We start from the raw sequence: 23561 nt of genomic DNA on the forward strand, positions 1-23561 counted from the left end.
TTAAAAAAAGCGCAGGCGTTTGGGTTCAGGAGGCAAAGCAAGCGCAGTGCTGGTATCTTTTTGGAGCCGCTATACGGGCAGAGGCAAGCTGGCTGTGCTGGCTGAAATGGCATTTACCCGGAATAACTGCCGCTGCCTGACCTGATGGAATAGCTGTATTAAAAGAGGCAGAGGATCTGTTGTTTACATCTTCTCTGATATCCAGCGAAAGCGTAATGCATGTTGCAATACTAATTCCCAGCCCTACAGTGTTCAGCACCGCGAAAAGGTGCCCGGATAAAGAAACTTTAAAGCAGTTCCGCAGCATGTTTTTTGGTGTTGATGTTTTCTGTTACGATTTGGCCATCAAACAAATTAACAATGCGGTGTGCATATTCGGCATCGGAAGGAGAGTGTGTTACCATTACAACAGTAGTTCCTGATTCATTTAACTCCGAAAGCAGCGCCATTACTTCGCGGCCATGTACAGAATCCAGGTTACCTGTTGGTTCATCGGCCAGGATCAGGCTCGGGTTAGAAACAGTGGCGCGTGCAATGGCGGCGCGCTGCTGCTGACCACCTGATAACTGCTGCGGGAAGTGGTTTCGACGGTGAGCAATGCCCATACGCTCCATGGCGGTCTGCACTCTCTTCTGGGCTTCGGCACGCGGTACCCCAAGGTAAGTAAGTGGCAGGCCGATGTTTTCTTCTACCGTCAGCTCATCTATCAGATTAAAGCTCTGGAACACGAACCCCAGGTTCTCTTTGCGAAGTTTGGCACGCTGGCGCTCAGAAGCCCGGCTAATGTCCTGGTCCAGGAAACGAAGAGCACCTCCGGAAGGGCTGTCGAGCAAGCCAAGTATGTTCAGTAAGGTGGATTTGCCGCAACCAGAAGGGCCCATAATGGCTACAAATTCACCTTTCGCAATACGAAGGTTAACTCCGGCTAAGGCGGTTGTTTCTACCGTATCGGTAATGTACTTCTTCTCAAGCTGGTTTGTCTCAATAATCAGGTTTTCTTTGCTCATGGTTTCTGTTTTTTAAGTGTCGTTATAGTTTTATTTTGTACTAAAAGCAGGGCAGTGTTCACATGATGAACTATAAAGTATAGATTGGAAATCACAAATCCTCCAGCGTCTTTGCTCATTCACAAACCTTCGAATTTCATCTATTTCAGTTGTAAGCGATCTATGTTACCGTAGCTGTCGTAGCTGGAAAGCACTACCTTTTCACCTGGCTTTAACCCTTCGAGCACTTCGTAATACTGCGGGTTCTGGCGGCCCAGCTTAATATTGCGTTTTACAGCATAGTCACCTGATTTGTCTATAACAAATATCCAGCTGCCTCCGGTGCTCTGGTAAAAACCGCCACGGGGTATGAGCATGGCATTGCCGCCATCGTTCAGGTTAAGCTTTATCTGCAGTGTTTGTCCACGGCGTATACCTTCAGGACTGCCGTTCGGGAATTCCATGTCTACCTGAAATGTGCCGCTCTGAACCTCCGGAAACACCTTTGCAATAGTTACTTCGTGCGTATTGCCGTTAAAGGTAAAGTTACCGCTAAGGCCAGGATATACTCTGGAAATATAATGTTCGTCTATAGAGGCGCGTACTTTGTAGCCGTTCATATCGTCTATCTGACCAATATTCTCGCCTGCAGCTTTCGATTCGCCTACTTCTGCTTTAAGCGTAGACAGCTGCCCTGAAACAGGTGCCACCACGTGCAGGTTGTTAAGCGTGTTACGCGCCATGGCAATGTTTGCTTTCATTCTGGTAATGGACTCGTCTAGCTGGCGAAGGCGCTCTTCAATCAGTTGAGCATCCTGTTTTATAGAGCGATCGCCTAATGTTTTACGCTTTTTCAGATATTCATACTCATCTTTCGATGCCTCAAACTCTTCCTGCGAAATAGCTTTCTCAGCATACAGTATTTTGTTTCGATTATACTTTCTTTCAGCCAGTGCCAGGTTGTATTCAATTTCTGCCAACTCATTCAGCTGCCTGATCTGTGCCTGCTTCATGGTTATTTCTGAATTCTGGCGCTCATTCATCAGGTCGTACAGCTGCGTTTCACGGGTCATGAAATCAATTTGCAGGGTGGTGTTGGAAAGCTTTATAAGCGTATCACCTTTGTTTACCATGCGGCCATCGTCCGTAAATATTTTCTCTACTCTTCCGCCTTCTGTAATATCAAGGTAAAAAGTTTTAAGCGGATCTACAGAACCATCTATTGCAATAAACTCTTGAAAGGTGCCATTCTTTACTTCACCAACTGTAATGCGCTGGCTGTCGACATTCAGCTTGGAGGAGTGTTCGGCAAAAAGCAGGCTATACACCACAAATACCAACGTAACGCCTGCAGCAGCTATAATGGCTATCCTTTTAGGAGTAAATCTCTTTTTCTCTATAACACGATCCATAGTAGATGACGAATTTTTCATAGTCTGTAAACCTGATGCCAAGAAATGTGCCATGAAATTTATATAATTGATAATCAGGTAATTAAATTGTAATATAAGCGTTTGGTTTGCATAGAGTGTCCGGTTTCGTACATTCTGGTGTCTGCATGCGAACACTTATTATATAGTAGCCGAAGTGTAGGAGAAAAGTAGATTGGTTGCCCTGCGTGCGCTATTGTTTGAAAGTAAATAGCCTGGGTATACAGTTGCCAAAGAAGGGGCACCGGGCGTTTATGCTTCATTTCTAAACAGCCATAAAAAAGGAGGGCCATTATCAAAGATAATGGCCCTCCTTTAAACAGTCAAGTGCTATGTGTTAGTTTGTAACTGTAAAGTTATCTTCACTGATAATGGTTTGCCCGTTGTGTGTCACGCTTATTTTCATAGAGCCAGTTACACCGGAAGGTACCATGGCACGAATCGTGTTTTCGCCTACACTTATAACCGGGGTTTCGGTGGTTCCGAATTTAACAGTTGTATAGTAGTAGTAGGTGGAGGGTGTAAAGCCTGCAACGTTAATGGTAACTGCTGTTCCGGCTACTCCCGTACTTGGCGAGAAGGACACAATGCTTGGTGCTAAAACCGTAAAATCATCGTCAGCTGCTATTTTCTGGCTGCCATGCTGTACTGTTATTTTTACTTTACCGGCACTTATTCCGGCTGGCACTGTTGCTTTGAGCGAACCAGCAGAAACACTGTAGGCATTTGTAGCCACTGTACCAAAGTACACATCATAGTAAGCACCCGGCAGGAAAGTGCCGTTTATAGTAACTTCTTTACCTACACCTCCCGAAGAAGGGGAGAAACCAGTAACAGAGGGAGAAGTAACTTTATACTGCTGGGGTGCCTCAACAGTGTTTGGTCCAACTGTTAAAGTTACTTTGTAATTACCGGCAGGCATATCCTGCGGAACCATAACAGATATTTGTCCGGTAGATACCGATTGTACTGCGGCTGGAATATCTCCTATCTTTACATTCAGATCGTTGTTATAGTAATAAGAGTAGTAGTAAGGAAAATTGGAGCCGAAAAGCGAAAACGTACTTCCCGGCAGACCTGAAGCTGGTGAAATAGAGGATATAGTAGGCGCGGTAACGGTGTATTCACCTGGAAGAACAGTGGTTACACCATTAATCAGGACAGATATAGCAAACGTTTTGGTGCTGATCGTGCTTGGCACAACCACCTGAAAGCTACCGGATGAATTATAGCTTGAAACTGATGCCTCTACATCGCCCAGGTACACACGCAGGGTTTGGTAATAATTGTAGTAAGAGTTGGGCAGGTTATCTCCAGAAATAGTCAGAGTTGTTCCGATAGGGCCAGACTTTGGTGCGAAATCTCTTACTGTCGGAATTAACCGGAAACTGGAAGTGACATTCAGGTTCTGGTTACCCATTGTAATCACTACAGGGATCTGGTTATAGTTGTAACTATAGCTATAATAATTGTCTGTAATTCCAACAGGTACTTCAACCACTATTTTAGAGGAACTCACCTCTACTACCCTGGCTGAAATATTAGCAAACTTCACGTTTACCTCGCCTGGACTGCTTGCAAAGAATTGCCCGTTTATTGTAATTCTGTCTCCGGCTCTTCCACTGGCAGGTACAATGCTCTGTACATTTGGCGACGGAAGCATAACTGAAGCAACCTGTCCGAATACTGTACCTCTTTCGTTGGTCAGATAAGCCCTGGCATACAGTGTGCGGTCATAATAATAGTTGTTATACATATTATTAAGTTCGGTTACTTCTTTGCTAAAGTCGCCAGCGGGAGCATCCTTGCCTAAAGAAAGCTTCAAGCCATTGTATTCACTTAAATCAGGTGTAAAGCCATACATAAAACCATAATCGGTAATATTGTACTTGCCTTTATTAACAACCTTCCCTCGCAACATGGCTCTGGAAGGCGAAAGAGCTGTTAGCTCAAGCGTCTGTACCTCAGGATGTACTTCATCTTCCTCTTTTTTGCAGCTCTGGAACAGCAGGAGAGAGAAAAGGATGAAAAAGAAAGCAGAGCGAAACGTGATTTTGTTCATATAGAAGCTTATTGCGGTCGATGTTTTAGAACACATAGCCAATTCTAACACCATTCATCAGGTTCGGGCCAAATGAGAAGTTAGAACTTTTAATATCATTCATAGTGATAGGAGAGCTTCCGGTGCCTGTTTGCTTTACCTCAATTTCTTTGTTATCAGACTTGCTAAACCCAAAGTTCATTTCGTAGCCGAAGAAAAGATTTTTGGCCATGTAGAAATCGAAACCAGTTACCAGATTCACTCCATAGCGGAAGTATCCTGGTTCGCTAAAACTTGATAAAGGATAAGAAGGATTGTTGGGGTTGTATGTCGTTAGCAGCCAGGCACCTGTAACCTCTGTTTTTACCTGTCCGCTTGTTATTTCCTATGACGAATTTTTGTTAACAATGGCAAGATCTGCTCCTATGTAAGGAGAAAGCCTTCTTGTTCCGGCGAAGTGCTTTTCTATACCCATGTTTAATCCAAATGTTGTCGTACTACGGGTCTCCTCGTAAACATAGGAGTTTGTGCCATAAGGATTTGAATTTTCGTTTGTACTGCTTGATTGGTTAGCATTTACCCCAAGCCTGAGAGCAAAATTAGGCGCTGTGAAAAAGCGGAATTTAAGCTGGTTAAAGCTGTTGTTTAAGCTGATACTGCCGTTAAAGGGATTAATGTTTAACTCTGTGGAAACATTGCCTGCCTGAGGCTTCAGTACTTGAGCACCAGTTGAATCAGGTAAAGCTTGTGCATAGCAGGAGAAGGTGGCAACTGTAGCTGCCATCATAGCAAGTAAAAATTTTTTCATAAAAAGGTTATAAATATTTGAAGCAGCGAATATAAATATTTTATTTATAACAAAAGCTATATATTATAAATTTAATGTTAAATTTTTGTACCCTCTTCCGTAGGCATGCTGAACCACGGTCGGAAGTAGGTATCCTGCAGAAACTACAGGTAAATAAGGCTGGCTTACCGGAAGTGTATGCAGCCGCTAAGATGAGATATGGGAGAGGAAAAGCAGGGGAGGTATAGAGCTACTATGCCCTTGTTGCTTTCATACCAGCCCCTGTTATGTTGTTCAGATATTCTGCTGCACTACCTGTGCCAGCTGATGACCGGGTACAGCTCCGGCTTGTTTCCAGACAATTTCGCCATTCTTAAACAAAATAAAGGTTGGTACCCCCTGCACCCGAAACTGTTGAGCTGCTGCCTGGTTTTTATCAACATTTACTTTTATCACTTTTAATTTACCCGAAAACTCCTGGGCCAACTGTTCTACTACCGGATGCATGGTTTTGCAGGGGCCACACCAGTCAGCATAAAAATCCACCAAAACAGGCATTCCAGGACTCTTAATTAATTCAGAAAAAGATTTCTTAGCCATAGTTCATGAAACTGATTTGAAAAGTTTTTACGAAGAGGGCACTTAAAAGATTAAATACTTCTATGCAGTACAGGGTATCCTTTGTTATGGCTTACTGTGCTCCCAGTGCGCTCAAAATAATAATAACGGTTCCAACTATAACAGCTGTACCTGCACCAGCTCCGGCAACAGCCTTTCTTTTCTTTTGCTTGAAAGCCTGTTCCTGATAGCCTGTCTTGTAGCTCGGTTCTGCCAATAGGTTCAGGTCCGGAATAGAATGCGTCTTGATTTTAGGAGGTGTAAGTGCTATAGCAGCAGAACCGATATAACCATAGGGAAAGAGCAACAGAGAAAAAGCAAACGAACCCCAGAAAGCATTACTGCCGGTATAGTATTTTAATGCGTCTTCGCGACCTAGCAGGTATAATTGCTCGGCAGTTAATGTGGGAGCTGCAACAGCTTCAGAACTTAAATTTAGCTGTTCTAAAACTTCTTTAGTGCCATTGGCGAAGCGTATCATAAATACTTCCTGCTTCGGGATAGCCCACTTTCTGCCTTCTGCTGAATCAGGATGCTGGTATATAACTTCTGAGAGAGTAATTTCCAGCACCCGGCCAATTACTTCATCTCCGTTTTGTTTGAATATTGTATCCTGAGCATTAACACCTTTTAACAGGAACAGGAGCATAAAACAAACCAGTACATATTTCATGAAGAGAAAGGTTAAATTATGAAAGCGCTCTGTTTCTGAGTATAGAAGGGCAGGAGCTGTTCTTTAATTTCTGCGGGAATTAAACCCAAGTAACAAGCTAAAGCGGGCACCGTCACTGGAAGGGGCTACCGCAAAGTTTACAGGAAAATTGATGCCCTGGCTTTGAAAGTTTGTGCCAACAGCTAATACCAGTCCGGCCCCACTTATGGCTACATTTGGCCCGAGGCCGAATTCAAAACCCCTGGCACCTCTTACGCCTATCAGAGCACTCAGGCTCGGTAAAAACTTTCCCTGCTCTAAACCTCCAATAAGGGGTACAAACTCAAACAGCCCCGATACGCCATTCTCGAGCGTAAAAATTTGGTTTCGAACTGCCAACCGAACTGTGTCATGAATGGGTTTACATCGGTATCGTACTCGTCTGCAATATGGTTGGTATAGCGCTGGCTAAGCAATGTAAAGCCGATCCGTGGCCCTGATAGTTTGAGATGCTCCGGCTCATAATTGCGCATTGCAGGTACTCTTGTTTGAGCGGCAGCAGGCTGTGCCGTATTGGTAAAGACGTCCTTGGTGCCATTCTCATATTTAATCATAAATACATCTTGTTTGGCAATAGAAATAAGCGGGCCTTCCAGGTTGTCGAAACGCTTATACTTAACTTCAGATAAAGTAATCTCCTGCACTTTAACTTCCAGTTCATCTCCATTGCGTTTTATCAGAATATCCTGTGCCTGGCATACAGCCGGGAATAAAAGAAGCAGGGTGAATAAAAGCTGACGCATATGGCATATAGTTAAGAAGGTTCTATGGTGGCTGCTAAAGCGAAATAAAGATAGAAATAATCTGATATAAATGGCTACACGGTTTTATATTAATTCTTTTTTTGAGAGTAATTATTAAATAACTAAGTTCGGCTTTTGTTAGGGGTGCTTTTAAAAACAACACCTGAACGCTGTGAAAAACTTTGGCTTTATCTTGATGTAATGTCAAAACAGGAGTGTTATGATAAATTCAAAATTTGCTATATTTAAGGTGTTCAACCTTATTTTTTACTATATGGCAATTTTTAATGGCTCCGAAGGAGGCCCGATTCCTTTACAAGAGGCAGCAGCCTGGACTGCAAATTACAGAAAGAAACAGGATACGCTTGCAGCTGAAGCTGAAAAGCCTAAAAAGTATGTAAAGGCGCATATGTTCGGCAGAGAATGGATCGAGAAGATACTTCAGCAGGAAAATTGTGTTGGCATCAGGATGTACTATGCACTGGATGAAGTAGGTACACAGCAGTTAATCCTGGTAGGTGTTGATGAAAACGGCACCGACATGGAAGATGGTGAAATAGTAGACCGATCGGCTTTGTGCCCACCTACCTGCAGCTCAGGTGACCTGGGAGGCGGCATCGGCTAAACAAGAATAATTTTTATAATGCTTTTAAACCAGGTATTAATTAACATTTCTATTATAACGCTAATAGCAACTTTTGTTGTAGGTATAGCTAAATTGAAAAGCGGTGGAGGTTTATTCGTTAAGATCTTACTCTGCTACATTGTATTCCTGTTGTTTATCGAAATAGGCGGGCATATTCTGGGGCTATTAAATATTAATAATTTATGGCTTTCTCATGTATATATACCTGTTGAATACCTGTTTTTATCCTCTCTGTATTGTATAACATTCTTAAGAAAGTCTGTTCGAATAGCAGTGGTGGCTTCTATGGCGCTGTTCGTAGCTTTCTGTGTTGTAGATGCTGTTTATTTAGAAAGTATAGCCAGGCTGAATTCTTACCCCAGATCAGTTGGAAGCGCCTTGTTGATCTTGTTAGCCTTGCTATACTTTTATAAAGTGTTCAATGATATGGATAAGCTGTTTCTGGAGCACGACCCGATGTTCTTGCTTAGCGCCGGCATCGTTATCTATTATGCAGGCACTGCAACTGTATTTTCATTTCTGAATGAAGTAATGGCGCATTCATATGAAGACGCCAGAATGCTGGTTAACATTACTATTCTTTTAACAATTTCTTTTAATCTGTTGCTAATGGTCGTCATGCGAAAAGCCCCCGCTAAATGAAGCTAGTTTTACCAGTTATTTCTGTCTCTGCCATCCTGTTTCTGCTGGCTATCGGTATTGTTGTATTTGTATTGCGATACCAAAAGCGGCTGATTTTACATCATCAGCATATAAGCGACCTGCAGCGAGCAAAGCAGAAACAACTGCTAGAGGCTGCGCTGGAGGCCCAGGAAGATGAGCGGCGCAGACTGGCCCGCGACCTGCACGATGATGTGGGGGCGATGCTGGCGCTTGTGAAGCTGCATGTCGGGCAACTGTGCGCAGAGGTGAAAGACTCTCCTGAAGCATTAGCGAAGGGCCAAATGATAAAGGGGCTTCTAGATGAAGTAATCGGAAGTGCACGGCGCATTTCCCATGATCTGATGCCGGCAATTCTGGAAAAATTTGGTTTAGTGCAGGCCGTGGAATCTATTAGAAGAGCTATTCCGCAGCACGCCGGTATTACTTTCGAATTTGTTCATGCAGGTGAAAAGAAGCTTCAGCCTAAAGTAGAACTGGCAATTTTCAGAGTGCTGCAGGAATTGCTCAACAATACATTAAAGCATAGTGAAGCAACGTTGATTCGGGTAGAACTTGTTTATTTAGTTGATATGCTACGTGTGCTTTACACTGATAATGGGAAGGGTTTTGATTACCAGGCCCAGATTTCTGCCATCCAAGCTGCCAAGCCGGGTCTCGGTTTAACCAATCTGCAGGGCAGGATAGAAATAATAGATGGTACCTTCGATTTTTTTTCTACAAAAGGTGGCGGTGTTAGAGTTTCAATTGTAGTTCCTATTGCCTACCTTTAATTTTATTTAGTTTATTATGGAGTACACCCCAATAACTGTGGCCATTGCAGACGATCATACCCTGTTTCGTAAAGGCCTGGTGCAAATTTTTAAGACTTATAGCGAAATAACCGTTATTTGTGATGCCTCTAACGGAATTGAGCTATTAGAAAAGATTGAGCATAATCTGCCGGATGTTGTTATGTTAGATCTGGAGATGCCTGAAATGGATGGCCTGGCTACTGCCCGCTATCTGATCAGTAAATACCCGAAGGTGAAAATATTAGTGGTTTCTATGCATGGAGAAGAGCAACTGGTAGAAAAGCTCCTGCACGAAGGGGCACATGGCTACTTGCTGAAAAGTGCTGAACCCGAAGAAATGCGAATGGCCTTACAGGCTCTGAAACGAGACGAGGTATTACCAATAGTTAAGAATTTTTTTGAATAGAAGGCTGGCCTTCTATTCAAAAAAACAATAGCCAGCATGGTTTAACTTACTGTTTTCAGGTGGCGAACAACCCAGATTGTTAATAGTGAGATAACACATGCTAATACTCCTAACCAGTTAAAATGCTGCAGGGTACCACTTGCCGTTTCTTTTACCACAAAACCTGCTGCAAACGAAGCCAAGCCTGCGCTTAATTGCTGCACACATGAATTTATACTCATAAAACTGCCTCTTAACCTGGGCTCTACACTTGATGTTATAAGCGCCATGGCCGGCACAAAGCGTGCACCATAAAAAATAAAGAAGATAGTGGTTACAATCAGGGCCACATAGTGCGGTACCGGAGGCAAACTGGTAACAGCCAGGATAGGAGGTATAGCCAGAAGAGCCGCTAAAATAAAGATGCGTTGCTTTCCGAATTTGTCTGCCATCCGCCCCGTTAGCTGAGAAGTAACCACAGTTGCTAAACCACCAAACATATAGATATAGCTTAATTCTCTTTCTGAAAATCCAATATTAGCTACCATATACGGGCTTATAAACGGGATAATCAGAAAGCCTGCACTGGTAAGTGTTACGGTTAAACCCATTGCCCATTGCAGGTTACGCGAAACGGCTATTTCGCCCAGCACACGGAATGGGTTGGTTCTAACAGCATTGGTCAGGTGCCCGCGCATGGTTGGCAGAAAACGTATGGCCGCCAGTAAGATCAGGAAGCTAAGGCCTGCCAGCAGGTAAAAAGGCATGTGCCAGCTTAATTCGCTGGCCAGGTAAAGGCCAATCGGAATACCGGCAATGGATGCAACCGAGAAGGCCGCCATTACTTTACCGGTTGCTGCTCCGCGGCGGTTCTCTGGTATAGCATCACCTATAACAGCCAGAATAAGAGCTCCTAACACACCTCCGAAGGCACCAGCAACCACGCGGGCTACTATCAGTAAAAAGTAATTCGGGGCCAGTGCACAGGCCAGTGTGCCAAGGGCAAAACCGAAGTATAAGGCCAGCATCGCCTTTTTCCTGTCAAACCTGTCTATAAATAAGGCACTAAGAAAACCGGCAATGGCCGCACTAAAGGTATAGGCCGAAACAAGAAAACCGAACTCTTTCGGAGAAATACTGAAAATCCGCATCAGTTGCGGACCTAAGGGCATCATGATCACAAAGTCCATCATGTGCGTGAACTGAATTGCCGCCAGAATAAAAATCAGAAGCCCTTCCCGTATAACTTTTTTAGGGACAAGCTGGTGCTGGTCTGCAGCGTGTATAGCAGTAACCTCTTCGTTATGAGATTTCATAGTTAAAACATTAAGTTTAATCAGGCAAATGTAAGCATAATCCCATTGTGCCAGTTTCAAATTTTATCTGATGTTAGAGCTTGAAGCACTATAAAATAAAAAGCTTTCTGTTTCAATGTCTTAGGGTGAAGAAAGCAGGAAAGCATCCGGTGTGGGGGCAGAACTAACACATGCCTCTAAACCGTATAGTATCAGAAATTGTTTTTATCTGATTATTACCAGATAGCCAGCAGATAGCATGACATGGTGAAAAAGCAACAGGAGTTAGTATGTGAACTATGCGGCCGGGAGGTGCAAAGCCTCACGCGGCATCACTTGGTGCCGCGCGAAGAGGGCGGGCGTTATGGAGCCACAGCAGACCTTTGCCAGCCCTGCCATAGTACCATTCATCTAACCTTTACCAATAAAGAACTGGCTTTGCTCTATAACTCTATACCGGCTTTGCAGGAAGCCGAACCTTTAAAAAAATATTTAAAATGGGTGAGAAACAAGCGGATGGAGCGCATTTCGAACAGAAGGGGCAGAAGAAGAGGGAAAGGCTGAAGCTTTTAAAGAAAGCGGCCATGCATTTAAGAATGCATGGCCGCTTTGTAAAAGGCACTTGTACAGGTTGGCTAAAAGGCAATGCCTATATTAAAACCTAAACCTCTGATACCTGCTAAAGGACCATTTAGTTTGCCGGTAACGCCCTGATCTGTAACAGTTGCATCGATGTACTGCTTGTCACCAATCACCAGAATGTCTTCTATATCCTGCTCCAGTTCAGCTTTTTGGGAAGCAGATAATGGGCTTAGATCTCTTACGGCTGCTAGATCGCCTTTAAGTTTACCATAATGAGCTCCTATGATATACCAGTCAAACGTTACTCTTTTGGCAATCAACCATTGCGAGCCGATCATAAGTCCCCCACCAAATCCTTTCATATCTGCCTGAAGAGGGAGCTGGTAACTAGTGTTTTGCGTTTCATAGTCGTAGATATAGTTCGTTTTTATAGTAGTATAACGACCGTATACCGATACGTAAAACCCTCTTGCACCAGGTTTCTTTCCGGTATAGAAACGAAACTCGCCCGTAACAGCATTGTTTGACAACTGAATCTTATCCAGGTCGCTTCTCAGTTCGTCATCTTCATCCAAAAAGCGCTTGCTTATCTCTTTGGAGATCCACATATCACCGGCCGATTGCTCGGGCATAAACCGGTAGCCTGCCACAAAGGAAATTTTAGGTGTAAGCGAACGCTCGTAGCTAAAGCTGTAATTACCCAGTGCCAGCGATGATAAGTTTATCTTCAGGTTATTCTTTTTGTAAGATGGGCTTGTTGCCGCTAATGTGTCGGCTGTAGCAGGATGAGTGCCGGCTACCTGTTCGGCAGGTGTTCTTAGGTACAACGAAGTGCTTTCATCGGCTATAAGCACATTGGCTCTGGTAAGTGAAGGTACAGCAAGCGCTGTTAAGGGTGCAGCTGTCGCTTCAGGAGCCAGCAAATCTGTTTGTTGGGCAATACAATTCGAACCTGCATATAAGCAGAAGATAAAGGGTAAAAGTTGTTTCATGTTGTTGGAAAATTTCCCAAAGATGTGCAATTTGTCAGATATAAAAAATACCTAAACTTTGGTATTTTTTATATCTGACAAATTGCATGGCAGAAAGCACCTTAGCTTAAGATTCTCTGAGCTGCAGGATCAGGCTGATCTTGAAATTATGTAAGTTTTCCTCCAGGCCTGCCGGATAATTATGCGGGTTCAGATACCTGCGGATACTTTCATGCAGGTGGCTAAGCTCGTCTTTTACTTTTCCCCTTATTTCCTGCAAAGCGGGCAAAGTATACACCAACTCTCCTCCTGAGAAAACAGGTACCAACAGGTCTTTGTAGGCACAGCCCGCTTCAATTTGCTTTCTTCGGGTACTATCTAAGGGATCTACTACCACTGGCTGCGCCGGAACCGGCTCAAACTCATTGTAGATCATATCTGCCGTATACCCATTTTTATCGTAGAAGCGGCGCACCTGCTGTATGCCAGGGTTAGAGGTTTTCGCTAGCTGCTCCGACAGTTTAATTTTATACTCCCATTCCCCGTTTTTCTTACGTAAAGCCCCAAGCTTGTACACGCCGCCTAGAGCCGGCTGATCATACGCTGTTACCATTTTTGTACCGATACCCCAAACGTTTACCTTAGAGCCTTCCTGTTTAAGGCTGGTGACAATGTGCTCATCCAGGTCGTTGCTGGCAACGATATTGGTATGCGTAAAACCGGCGGCGTCGAGTAGTTTCCGGGCTTCCACGCTCAAATAGGTCAGGTCACCGGAGTCCAGGCGGATGCCGTTAAAGTTAAAGCCCAGGTGCTGCAGCTTTTGAGCTGTTTCAATGGCATGCTTTACGCCTTCCAAGGTATCGTAAGTGTCTACCAGAAAAATCGAGTCGGAGGGAAATGCTTCGCCATACGCCTCGAAAGCTTCTTGTTCCGAATCAAAAGCCTGCACCCAGCTATGTGCATGCGTGCCGCTTACAGGTATGTTGTAAAGCTTACCGGCCAGCAAATTGGAGGTGCCGGAAATCCCGCCTATATAAGCTGCTCTGGTGGCAGACAATGAACCGTCTATCCCCTGGGCCCTGCGCATACCAAACTCCACTACTCTGTCGCCTTTTGCAGCTTCTACTATACGGGCAGCTTTTGTAGCGATAAGGGTCTGGAAATTCATTATCGTAAGCAGCGGGGTTTCTATCAACTGTGCCTGCAGCAATGGCCCTCTAACCCGTACCAAAGGCTCATTCGGAAAAACAACCGTTCCTTCCGGAATAGCCTCTACATTGCAACTGAAGCGCATCTCACGGAGGTAATCTATAAATCCCTGTTCAAAAAGTGGCTGATTTTTAGAGCCTTTTAATCCGGCCAGGTAAGCTAAATCTTCTTCCTGAAACTGGAGTTCCTGCAGGTATTGCACAACATGTTCCAGCCCGGCCGCTACCGTATAACCGCCTTTAAATGGGTTCTTACGGAAGTACAGGTGAAATACAGCCTCCTGCTCGGCCATGCCTTGCCGCCAGTAGCCATAAGCCATTGTTAGCTGATACAGGTCTGTGAGTAAGGAGAGGGAGGTGGCGTAGATATCTTTTAGTTTCATTTGTGATGAAGAGGTTATGCTCTTTTTTCGTATTAATTTGTTTATGTATTATCGTTTTGCAGCCTGTTCACATAAAGTAGAGAGAAGCCTACGGCGGCACAAAGTATAAATTTCTGTACCTTTAAGGCATGATGCAGCGCAAATTTATACCTTTTTCTGAGCTCAGGCAGCAAAAAGCTATTGTAGTAGACAGTACTCATGCCAATGGCTTTATGTTGTCGCACTGGCGTGGCACACCCACTCCGGCTGAAATACGCGACGATACCAGTGCGGCCATTGTGCTGCATGCCTTGCGGTTAAGCCTGCCGGAACTGGATCTGCCATACGTTACTGCCAACCATTTCGACATTGATGGCTTTATTGGTGTGTGGAGCCTGCTTCATCCGGAGCTTGCGCTGGAAAATGAGGAACTGTTGCGCCAGATGGCTTTGATCGGGGATTTCCGGGAGCTGGACCTGAACCACCCGCTGGCTGGGGAGGCGCTAAAGCTGGTGTGCTGGATCAATGCCCGGGAACGGGATCTGTTTTATCCTCCGTTTGGAGCAGAACAGCTTCCGGAGCCGGAGGTAACGCTTTGCCCGAAAAAGTTTACTTACTTCCTGAGAGAATTTGAACGCGTGTTACAAGACCCGGACTGGGAGAAAGGCGTGTGGGAAGATGAAGTAGCCGATGCGCTGTTGGGTTACCGTGAAATGTATAGTCCGAAGACAAAGCTGAGCCGTTTCCCTGGTATTGGCCTTCTTGTTATTGAAACACCACACCCAGTTCATTATTACGGCCTTTTCAGCCGTACCAAAGGATTCGATATGGTGTTAACCTGTTACGACCAGAACAGGTATGAACTGGAATATAAATATACAACTTGGGTTGATATAGCATCCCGCCCAACATTGCCGCGCTTACCAATGGCCCCGCTTGCCGAAAAACTAAACAAACTGGAAAAGTCAGACCGCTCCTGGACCTACGAGTCTGTAACGGAAACAGGCCCGCTTTTGCGTCTGGATGGCGACAAGCTTACGCGCCTGGAGACGTATGACAACCCCACAAGCCGCGAAATCTTCTCGTCTTCAATACCAGTGCAACAACTGAAAGAAGTTATAGTAGCGCACTATACCAACGCCTACAAAACCATTCAGCCCAGGTATAACTGGACCTGGAAAGAGATTAAGGAGTTAGCAGGTTAGCATGTTGAAAAGTTTTAACCTGCTGACCTTTTAACCTTCTGACCAAATTCCGTATACATAGCAGCTATAAAATATAAGCTTCTGTTGTTATAACTGCTATGAAAAAGATATTGTGCCCTACTGATTTTTCTGAAACCGCTGCAAAGGCTGTGGAGTATGCCGCCTTCCTGGCGCAGCGCGCGCAGGCGCATCTTACACTGCTGCATGTGGTACACCTGCCTATTATTGATACTTCTGAAACGGCCCTGGTGGCCAGCGAGCTGCTGGGAGAACAGATGCGTGCTGCAGAAGACCGGCTCAGAACGGCTTGCCTGACGCTGGAACAAAACCAAGTTACTAACAGAGAAGGCGGCTTCACCTGCGATTATATACTAAAAGAAGCTTTGCTAACTGATCTGGCAGAGCAACTGACAAAGCAGGAAGGATACGACCTGATTGTGATGGGTACAACCGGAGTGGGAAATAAACTGGAAGAGCTTTTGATTGGAAGCAATGCCGAAGCTGTTATAGACGAGGTGGAGTGTCCGGTTTTAGCCATACCGGCCAATGCTCCTGCCCCTGTTATGGAGAAGATTGTTTTCGCCTCCGACTTTGCTGACCAGGACACAGAAGCGCTGGGCGAAGTGCTGCAATTTGCTGGCTATTTTAACAGTACGGTAGAGGTGGTGCATGTGGTAAAGGAATCGACGACGGAAAGTCAGGCTAAAGCAGAACAATTCTGGCAGCACTTACAGCAGGCTTTTCCGGGGGCGTCTATCAGTATGCACGAGGTCGTGAACAAGCATCGCGATGAAGGTATCAAGAACTATTTTCTGAAAACCAAAGGCAGTGTGGTAGCTGTTGTTCGGAAGCAGAAGGGCTTTTTGCAGGAGCTGTTCTCTCAGAGCCTGGTGGAAAAGCTAACCTATCAAGCCGATTTTCCATTGCTGGTGCTGCACCATCACCGGCAGTAACCACAAAGGCTGCTTTTCAGATGTAAAGCAGCCTTTGTGGTTAGAATAGTAAAGAGCATTAGTGTAATTCAGTTTCTAATCTAACCTTATTTTCATCAAAGATGTCGTTTAAGTCGCTGCTGCAGCTCTGGCAGTTGTAGCGGTCGAAGTCTTCTATGGCACGCACGATGGTCAGGTTTCTGAACTTGCCATTACAGCCACGCAGAGAATCGCAGTTATGCACCGTATGGAAAATGTCTTTATCGGCATCATCACAGATCCATACCCGTTTATCGCGCATATCTTCCGATATAAAGTAAAAGTCTGGTGCCGGTCTTCTTTCTTTTACTACTGCCGAGTCCGCCGTCGCTATCTGCTCAGTTTGAGCATCAGTAGTTGCGGCTGTGCCATCTGAGCTTTCTGTTCCCTGGCAAGCAGTAAAAGCAGAAAAGAGAATGGCAGCTGAAATACTGGTTTTAACAAATTTTAAAGCTTTCTGATGGAATGTTGTCTGCATAAATAATGAGGGTGATGAACCTTAAATATACTCGATATTTTATTTAGAGCCACAGGTTTTATCTAATCTTCTGTTGTATTCTCTTATGGCAGATGCCTCTGTTATCGTCAACATTTCCGCTTTGCAACGTTTTAAAACAGAGCAGTTCTGGTCCAGGTGATAAACTGCTGAACCGGAACTGTCGCAGATATACACCTGTCGCTTAGTGGCACCAGCGGGTATAGGTGCTTTATTGCTGGTAGCGGGGGCAGCACTGGTGTCGGTGGTGCCGCTTCGCTTCTCTTTCCTGAAATCCCAGGGAGGCGTAGGATTCGGGTCCTGCCAGAGTCCGCGCTTAAAACGGCGGGCATCTGCCTCCAGGTTCTCCAGGTTCTTGTCTTTGGAGTAAGCTTTGTAGTGCCAGGCATATCCCTCCCGCACAAGCTCCTCGTTCAGGTTGCGCCCGTCAGGAAGTATAATAGTGCCTACGGTGCGGCCATAGCGGTCTTTGTTATGCTCTATCAGCCGAACCATTTTACCAAAGGCCAGGTCAGAGGCAAATTGCCTGGCCCTTTGCCCGAATGCCTGGTTCTTCTCCGGCGTATCTATTCCGTAGAGCCTTACTGTAATTGAGGTTTTACCATCTCGAAGCAGCTCAAATGTGTCTCCGTCTTTCACGCCCACTATCTTGTCTCCTGCAATATTTTCCGGGGTTCTGGTTTCGGCAGCAGCTGGTGTATTTGCTGGCTCATTCGTATCGTTGGCAGATGTTTCTGCTGCACGTCCGTTAACAGTTTGCTGGCGCTGGCGGAATTCTTCACGCGCCTTGTCATTGTCTTGCCTGCAAGCAGTTATGGAAAGCAGAATAAGAAGTGAAAAGTAGAAAAAGAGTGTTTTTTTCATGAGGCAAAGGTGCTGTTAATCTTCTTTTACCACAAATATTATTTATAGTTTTTCAGAGGCGGGGCACAAGCAGTAAGCCAGGTTTTATACCTGTAGTAAAATAGGAAATTACTATAAGTATAGAATTTGAGTGCTGTATTTACCTGCCTTAGCATAGTTACCAAAATTAAAAAGCCCCCACTTGTTTAAGTGAGGGCTTCGAAAAGGGGGGTGTGTTAATTATTCCTGTATGCCAGGTACGCCAACAGGCATTGCGCTGTGCCAGTCGAACTCCGGGGCATTACGTTTTGTAGGAGCCAGTTCGTTTAAGTTGTTGGCATCGTACAAACGGCCATTGCGCATTACATACTTAATAGTGTTGGTATGGCGGATGTTCTCCAGCGGGTTCTGGTCCATGATTACCAGGTCAGCCAGCTTACCATTCTGAATAGTGCCTAGGTCGCCATCCAGACCGAGGGATTTGGCACCCAGTACAGTAGCTACTTTAAGCGCATCCAGGTTGCTCATGCCCCCGGATTGGATAGACCACAGTTCCCAGTGGTAACCAAGTCCCTGCAACTGCCCGTGCGAGCCGACACCGGCTAAACCTCCTGCTTTTACCATGTTGTTTACAAATTCTGCATGGCGGTCGAAGATGTGCTCTTCTTTCATAAACCAGCCGGAACGGCGTCTGGCTTTCTCGTCTACCTCCACCTTCGGGGTAAAGTAGTTCAGCTTTTTATCGCCGATCACATTTTCGGTAGCATAGTAGTAGTTTTCAGCCCAGGGGCCGCCGTAAGATACCAGCAGGGTAGGAGTATAGGCTATCTGCGACTGCGACACAAAGTCTATCACATCTTTGTAAAGCGGGTAAATCGGGTATGAATGTTCATGGCCCGGATAGCCGTCTAATACCTCTGTCAGGTTCAGTTTAAAGTCCAGGCCGCCTTCTGTTGTCGGCATCAGGCCCTGCTCTTTCGCCGCCATAATAATCCACTGGCGGTGCTGGCGGTTGCCTACCAGGTACATTTTAATGGTTTTGGTGTTGTAGTACTCCGAATACTGTCTGAGCACGCTCTTTGCATGGTCCAGGCTTTTCAGGTTATAAGACCAGTAACCTACTCCAGGACCTGTAGAATATATTCTTGGACCGAGCATTTTACCGGTTTCTACCATGTCGCTATACGTAAGCACATCGGTAGTGGCAGTCTGAGGATCGCGGGTTGTGGTAACGCCATAGGCCAGGTTGGCAGCATAAATCCATACCTGGTTGGAGTGCACGCCCCAGCGCGGCCACATGTGGGCATGTGTATCAATAAAGCCCGGTGTAATGGTTTTGCCTTTTACATCTACTATAGTAGCCCCCTGAGGAACTGTAAGGGTGCCTGCCGGACCAACAGCTTTGATGCGATTGTTTACTACGAGTATGTCTCCTTGCTCAATTACCTCATCGCCATTCATGGTGATAATGCGTGCGCCTTGCAACAGCAGGGTTCCCTGCGGAATATCACGCGGCACCTGTATGGCAATTTTTGTTTCCTGTGGCTTATAGCCTTCAATCTTTACTGCTTCTTTAGCGCCGGTACTGTCTGTTTTGGCTTCGGCAGTTTCTTGCTTGGCATCTTTCTTTTTCTCTTCCAGAAGGTCCAGTTCTCTTTTTCTGGCAAAGGCTGCATCTAAATTATAGGCAAAAAAGGCATTGCCGATAGACCAGTATATTGTTTTTCCATCAGAAGACCAGCTCGGGAATTGCCCGCCGATGTCGGTAAGCTTCCAGCTTGGGAACTGCGAACTGGCCACATCAGCAACAGAAATAGTAGGTGTTTCGCCTCCAACAAATGGCAGTGTAACTACATAAATTTCGTTGTTGATCAGGGCAAGTGCCTTATCGCCTACAGGAGCTTTGATAACTATTGTAGCGGTAGAAGGCTGCATTTCCGGTTCTCTTTCGTTCAGGTGCAGGTTGTGGCTCATTTCCTCTTCCAGCATATCGGCGTAAGAACCAAAGGTGGTAATGCCTTTTACTTTGATGTAGGGCTTTTTATCTGTGCCATCCCAACGTACAGAAATAAGGCCATCGCTTGAGCTATACAGGTAAATGCGGTCGTCTCCCTTTACAAAGTGAGGATTTGCGCCCAGGTTAGCTTTTGTTACAAAAGTACTCGGGCCTCCTTTTGAAGATACCCAGTTAATTGTCTGGCGCGAATCGAAGGCACTTGGTCCAGCCGATTCGCGGTAGGTTTGGTACGAACCTTTAATAAACACGATTTTATCACCGCCCGGCGACCACACCGGTTCCTGGAAAACAGAATTTTCGACGGTTAATTTTACAGGTTTTCCTTTGCCATCGGCAGATACTTTGTAAATAGAACCGCCTGTTTTTTCATGCCAGGTTACAAACACCAGGCTTTTGCCATCCGGCGACCAGGCAGGTTGTGCTTCAGTAAACTCGTGTGTTGTAACGCGCTTCGGGGTGCCACCTGGGTAATCCATCAGGTATAAGCGATCTAATGCGGTAAAGGCAACACGTTTTCCGTCCGGAGATACAGCCGCATCTCTTATCTGCGTAACCGTCATCGTTTTGTCGTCTGTGATCGGGTACTTGAACTCCAGCTTAGGACCGATAGCGATTTCTGTTTCTACTTCGAAAGGTATTTCTTTTGCCTGGCCACCTGCTACCGGAATGCGGTATATCTTGCCTCCGTAAGAAGCAACCAGATCTTTGCTATCCGGCGTGAACGACATGGCGGGAAGCACACCCAGAGGGGCAATAGATTCCTGTTCGTCGCGCTGTACCGGGTAAGCCAGCCATTTTTCCTCGCCTGTTTTCAGGTTCTGGGCAACCAGGCCCGTGTTGTTGTTGTAGCGGGTGCCGTATACCAGCCAGTTTCCGTCTGGTGATAGGGTGGGGCTGAAGGCAGAACCATAGCGGGAGGTTCTGGTATCGGTTTCGCCTGTTTCTCTGTCAAAAGTAGCTAACTGGTACTGTGGCAATTGTGCATTATAGTTCCAGGCTCCTGTGCGCTTGGCATACCAGATGTAGCGGCTGTCTTTTCCGAAAGCAGGTTCAACGGTTTTCAGGTTATCGGGCTTACTGATAAGCGCTACACCGCTGCCACTGTCTTTGTGGTACAGGTGCAGTTTTAAGTTACGGCGCCCTTTGGCAGCCACCAAGTATTCTCCGTCCGGCGTCCATTCGGCAGCCTGAAAGTTTTCGTTCTTGCTTTTGCTGATCTGCTTGGTTTTCCTGGTGCTCAGGTCCATCGTCCAGAGATTGTCAGCTCCGTCTTTATCCGAAATAAACAGAATAGATTTGCCATCCGGGCTAAAGCGGGGCTGTACGTCTAGCGCCATGCCTTCGGTTAATTGTTCAGCTTTTCCGCCGGTTATAGGCAGCAGGTACAGGTCGCCTAAAATGCTGAAGATGATCTTGCTGCCATCGGGGTGAACATCCAGCGCCAGCCAGGAGCCTTCCTTTGTTTTGATCTTTATATGGCGATCAGCCTCCAGCGGAAGATCTTTCTTGTCTTCCTTTTTTACTTTTTCATTTAGCGTCCTGAGCTGCTCCTGGGCAAGAGCAGGTCCTGCCAGAAAGCCCAGCGAACAAAGCACCACCAGCGGCTTTTTCCAGTGGCCGCTAAAGCTTTTAGATATTCTGTTCATGTATAGGTTTGGATAGATTAGGTAAAGGTTTGCTATATAAGAAGTTAAATATAGCAGGTTTTTAAATAAAATAGGTATAGTTGTTTTAATGGAAGTTTTTGTCGTGGAGCGCAGAAAAGTATTTACAGCAGGAAATCCAGTTTAGATGCCATTTGCCGCTGTGCGGTGCCCATAGAAGGCAACGTGAATTTAAAGGAACTGCCAACTCCAGGCTCACTTTCTACCCATATTCTGCCGCCGTTTTGCTCAATAAAGTCTTTGCAGAGCGCCAGGCCCAGGCCGCTTCCTTTTTCCAGTGCGGTTCCCCGGGTGGTTAGGCTGCGGAAACCGAAAATCTTTTCCTGGCTTTTGGCATCAATGCCAATACCTGTATCCTGAACAATAACTGTTAAAAAATAGTCGGTTGACTGTGTTTCTATGGTAATTGAGTCGCCGGCATTACAGAATTTAATGGCATTGGATATCAGGTTGCGGAGTACCATTTTAATCATCTCATCATCGGCCATGGTGATAGGGGCAACGTTTGGCGCTACTTTATTGGTGATGGTGATGTCTTTCCGCTGTGCCTGAGGCGTTAAAAGTTCAATGTTTTCCTGTACGAGCGCGGCAATATGCATGGTATTGGCCTTTGTGTTTAGGCCTTCCATCTGCGAGCGGGCCCAGATGAGCAAATTGTCCAGCAGCCATAAAGTGTTCTGCTGCTCTGACTCCAGCGTTTTGGCAAACTGGCGAAGCTTATCTTCAGGCAAAGCACCTACCGATAACAGTTGCAGGAGCGACTTTAAAGAAACCAGTGGCCCTCGCAGGTCGTGCGCAACAATAGAGAACAGCTTGTTTTTTACCTCGTTCAGCCGTACCAGTTCTTCTTTCTGTTTTTGCAGCTGGTCCGACTGTTCTACAATGGCTTTTTTCTTTTCAGACAGTTCGTGGTGAAATGCCATGATCTGCTCGTTTTTTATAAACAATTGCTTGTTTATCTGGCGCAAGCGCTTTGAGCCTCTGTAAGCTATTATGCTGAACAAGACCGAAATTGCCAACAAAGTGCCGATGCCATACTGGATAAGCGTTTTCTGATGAAGCTGTTTGGCCTGCAGGTTTCCGTTCGTTTTCAGCTGCAGGTTTTCCTTTTCTTTGAGTTCCGTGTCGTACTTTACCTGCATGCTTGAGATCTGCATCATCGCCTTCTCTGTCTGTACACTATCATTGTACTGGCTGTAAAGCGTCAGGTAAGCGTGCGCGTTTTTAAAGTCGCCAATAGTGGTGTAAATATTGTTTAAGAGTTCTGCTGAGAGCCTGATGTGGTCTTTTGCATTTAGTTTCTGCGCCTCTTCCAGGCTGAGCTTTGCGTAGTAAACAGCTTTGTCATAATCTTTACTAACCCAATAAGCTTCTGATAAGCCTCTCAGAACATAAGTTTTATCGTGCAGGCTTTGTATTTCATCGGCAATGGCTAAAGCACGGAGCTGGTATGTGAGGGCAGCCTGGTAATTGCCTGCGGTGCTATAGATCAATCCAATGTTGCTAAGTGCCGCAATAACACCCGGTTTATCTTCCAGCTCTTCTTTTAAAGGGAGTGCTGCCTTGTAATACTTTAAAGCCTGCTCATAGGCTCCCTGCTTCAGAGACGAGCTGCCTAGGTTGTTTAGCGTGCGACTAATTGATGTTTTGTCTTTGATGTGGTTCGCAAGGCGCAGTGCTTTGTTATAGTATTCCTCAGCTTTGGTGTAGTTATGCTGGCTTATATAAATATTGCCGATGTTGTTGTAGCTTAAACAGATACCAACCGAATCGCCGATCGACTCTCTTAGCCTGAGTGCTTCGTAGTATTTGTTAGCAGCAGATTCGAAATCACCCAGCATGAAAAAGCCGGCTCCTGTTGTGTTGATAGCCTTGGCGAGAACTTTTACATCATCCGCTTTTTCGGCTGCCTCAATAGCTTTATTGCCATACTGTATTGCTTCTTTCGGATTCGAAGACCTGTACGCTTGGCTGATATCACTGAGTATATCAGCTCTGACTGCCTGCTCATTCGTTTGCTCAAGTTCCGAGTGAAGCTGTCTGATCTTTCCGTCGTCCTGAACACTATACAGATAGGGGAGAATAAACAAGTGGAGTAGCGCTATCATCTTCATGCGCAGCATTAGAATAGTGTAAGAAGGTTGG

24 protein-coding genes are annotated in these 23561 nt (G+C 45.5%); 7 read left to right on the forward strand and 17 right to left on the reverse strand.

Annotated features, from left to right (window positions below; translation table 11 throughout):
- Positions 1 to 25: 25 nt before the first annotated feature.
- From C1N53_RS02115 to C1N53_RS02155, 10 genes are all read right to left on the reverse strand, one after another.
- Positions 26 to 307, reverse strand: coding sequence for a hypothetical protein (locus C1N53_RS02115; RefSeq protein WP_137757755.1), 282 nt, complete (start codon positions 305 to 307; stop codon positions 26 to 28).
- Positions 288 to 1007, reverse strand: a complete 720-nt coding sequence (locus C1N53_RS02120) for an ABC transporter ATP-binding protein (RefSeq protein WP_137757756.1) — start codon at positions 1005 to 1007, stop codon at positions 288 to 290. The genes C1N53_RS02115 and C1N53_RS02120 overlap by 20 nt, the downstream gene beginning before the upstream one ends.
- A 140-nt stretch (positions 1008 to 1147) precedes the next feature.
- Positions 1148 to 2419, reverse strand: coding sequence for an efflux RND transporter periplasmic adaptor subunit (locus tag C1N53_RS02125; protein WP_240773356.1), 1272 nt, complete (start codon positions 2417 to 2419; stop codon positions 1148 to 1150).
- A gap of 334 nt (positions 2420 to 2753) precedes the next feature.
- A complete protein-coding gene (locus tag C1N53_RS02130; protein WP_168193935.1) occupies positions 2754 to 4478 on the reverse strand; it encodes an IPT/TIG domain-containing protein in 1725 nt (574 codons plus the stop codon).
- A gap of 25 nt (positions 4479 to 4503) precedes the next feature.
- On the reverse strand, positions 4504 to 4689 hold the full coding sequence (locus C1N53_RS02135) for a hypothetical protein (protein WP_137757758.1): 186 nt from the start codon (positions 4687 to 4689) through the stop codon (positions 4504 to 4506).
- 153 nt (positions 4690 to 4842) lie between these two features.
- A complete protein-coding gene (locus tag C1N53_RS02140) occupies positions 4843 to 5265 on the reverse strand; it encodes a hypothetical protein (RefSeq protein WP_137757759.1) in 423 nt (140 codons plus the stop codon).
- A 273-nt stretch (positions 5266 to 5538) separates the two neighbouring features.
- A complete protein-coding gene (trxA, locus tag C1N53_RS02145) occupies positions 5539 to 5844 on the reverse strand; it encodes a thioredoxin (RefSeq protein WP_137757760.1) in 306 nt (101 codons plus the stop codon).
- Positions 5845 to 5935: 91 nt separating this feature from the next.
- A complete protein-coding gene (locus C1N53_RS02150; protein WP_137757761.1) occupies positions 5936 to 6535 on the reverse strand; it encodes a hypothetical protein in 600 nt (199 codons plus the stop codon).
- Between the two features lie 63 nt (positions 6536 to 6598).
- Entirely contained in the window at positions 6599 to 6913 is a 315-nt protein-coding gene (locus C1N53_RS22735) for a hypothetical protein (protein ID WP_240773357.1), read from the reverse strand.
- Positions 6832 to 7317 (reverse strand): hypothetical protein, encoded by a 486-nt coding sequence (locus C1N53_RS02155; protein ID WP_240773358.1) that lies wholly within the window; start codon positions 7315 to 7317, stop codon positions 6832 to 6834. Before C1N53_RS02155 ends, C1N53_RS22735 begins: the two co-directional genes overlap by 82 nt.
- 274 nt (positions 7318 to 7591) lie before the next feature.
- Here C1N53_RS02155 and C1N53_RS02160 point away from each other — a divergent pair, with 274 nt between their 5' ends.
- The 4 genes from C1N53_RS02160 to C1N53_RS02175 all read left to right on the forward strand — a co-directional run bounded on the left by C1N53_RS02160 (position 7592) and on the right by C1N53_RS02175 (position 9823).
- Positions 7592 to 7942: a hypothetical protein gene (locus C1N53_RS02160; protein ID WP_137757762.1), complete on the forward strand. Its 351-nt coding sequence runs from the start codon at positions 7592 to 7594 to the stop codon at positions 7940 to 7942.
- Between the two features lie 306 nt (positions 7943 to 8248).
- Entirely contained in the window at positions 8249 to 8605 is a 357-nt protein-coding gene (locus tag C1N53_RS02165; RefSeq protein ID WP_137757763.1) for a hypothetical protein, read from the forward strand.
- A complete protein-coding gene (locus C1N53_RS02170; protein ID WP_137757764.1) occupies positions 8602 to 9396 on the forward strand; it encodes a sensor histidine kinase in 795 nt (264 codons plus the stop codon). The genes C1N53_RS02165 and C1N53_RS02170 overlap by 4 nt, the downstream gene beginning before the upstream one ends.
- A gap of 16 nt (positions 9397 to 9412) precedes the next feature.
- On the forward strand, positions 9413 to 9823 hold the full coding sequence (locus C1N53_RS02175; RefSeq protein WP_137757765.1) for a response regulator transcription factor: 411 nt from the start codon (positions 9413 to 9415) through the stop codon (positions 9821 to 9823).
- A gap of 41 nt (positions 9824 to 9864) precedes the next feature.
- Here the strand turns inward: C1N53_RS02175 and C1N53_RS02180 are convergent, their stop codons facing one another.
- On the reverse strand, positions 9865 to 11118 hold the full coding sequence (locus C1N53_RS02180; protein ID WP_137757766.1) for an MFS transporter: 1254 nt from the start codon (positions 11116 to 11118) through the stop codon (positions 9865 to 9867).
- Between the two features lie 243 nt (positions 11119 to 11361).
- Here C1N53_RS02180 and C1N53_RS02185 point away from each other — a divergent pair, with 243 nt between their 5' ends.
- A complete protein-coding gene (locus tag C1N53_RS02185) occupies positions 11362 to 11661 on the forward strand; it encodes an HNH endonuclease (RefSeq protein WP_137757767.1) in 300 nt (99 codons plus the stop codon).
- Between the two features lie 71 nt (positions 11662 to 11732).
- Here the strand turns inward: C1N53_RS02185 and C1N53_RS02190 are convergent, their stop codons facing one another.
- Both C1N53_RS02190 and C1N53_RS02195 read right to left on the reverse strand, forming a co-directional pair.
- Positions 11733 to 12671, reverse strand: a complete 939-nt coding sequence (locus C1N53_RS02190) for a DUF3575 domain-containing protein (protein ID WP_137757768.1) — start codon at positions 12669 to 12671, stop codon at positions 11733 to 11735.
- A gap of 106 nt (positions 12672 to 12777) precedes the next feature.
- Positions 12778 to 14241, reverse strand: a complete 1464-nt coding sequence (locus C1N53_RS02195; protein WP_137757769.1) for a nicotinate phosphoribosyltransferase — start codon at positions 14239 to 14241, stop codon at positions 12778 to 12780.
- A gap of 128 nt (positions 14242 to 14369) precedes the next feature.
- On the opposite strand from C1N53_RS02195, the gene C1N53_RS02200 reads away from it, so the two are divergent.
- Both C1N53_RS02200 and C1N53_RS02205 read left to right on the forward strand, forming a co-directional pair.
- Entirely contained in the window at positions 14370 to 15425 is a 1056-nt protein-coding gene (locus tag C1N53_RS02200; protein ID WP_137757770.1) for a DUF6687 family protein, read from the forward strand.
- A 98-nt stretch (positions 15426 to 15523) separates the two neighbouring features.
- The gene (locus C1N53_RS02205) at positions 15524 to 16378 is read left to right on the forward strand and encodes a universal stress protein (protein WP_137757771.1); all 855 of its coding nucleotides are present in this window, start codon (positions 15524 to 15526) and stop codon (positions 16376 to 16378) included.
- 58 nt (positions 16379 to 16436) lie between these two features.
- Here C1N53_RS02205 and C1N53_RS02210 read toward each other — a convergent pair whose 3' ends face one another.
- The 4 genes from C1N53_RS02210 to C1N53_RS02225 form a co-directional block, all read right to left on the reverse strand.
- The gene (locus tag C1N53_RS02210; RefSeq protein WP_137757772.1) at positions 16437 to 16874 is read right to left on the reverse strand and encodes a hypothetical protein; all 438 of its coding nucleotides are present in this window, start codon (positions 16872 to 16874) and stop codon (positions 16437 to 16439) included.
- 39 nt (positions 16875 to 16913) lie between these two features.
- Entirely contained in the window at positions 16914 to 17756 is an 843-nt protein-coding gene (locus C1N53_RS02215) for a thermonuclease family protein (RefSeq protein ID WP_137757773.1), read from the reverse strand.
- A 219-nt stretch (positions 17757 to 17975) separates the two neighbouring features.
- Entirely contained in the window at positions 17976 to 21398 is a 3423-nt protein-coding gene (locus tag C1N53_RS02220) for an amidohydrolase family protein (protein WP_137757774.1), read from the reverse strand.
- Positions 21399 to 21520: 122 nt separating this feature from the next.
- Positions 21521 to 23530, reverse strand: a complete 2010-nt coding sequence (locus C1N53_RS02225) for a tetratricopeptide repeat-containing sensor histidine kinase (protein WP_168193936.1) — start codon at positions 23528 to 23530, stop codon at positions 21521 to 21523.
- Between the last annotated feature and the right edge of the window lie 31 nt (positions 23531 to 23561).

Source organism: Pontibacter sp. SGAir0037 (assembly GCF_005491705.1).
Taxonomy (GTDB): domain Bacteria; phylum Bacteroidota; class Bacteroidia; order Cytophagales; family Hymenobacteraceae; genus Pontibacter.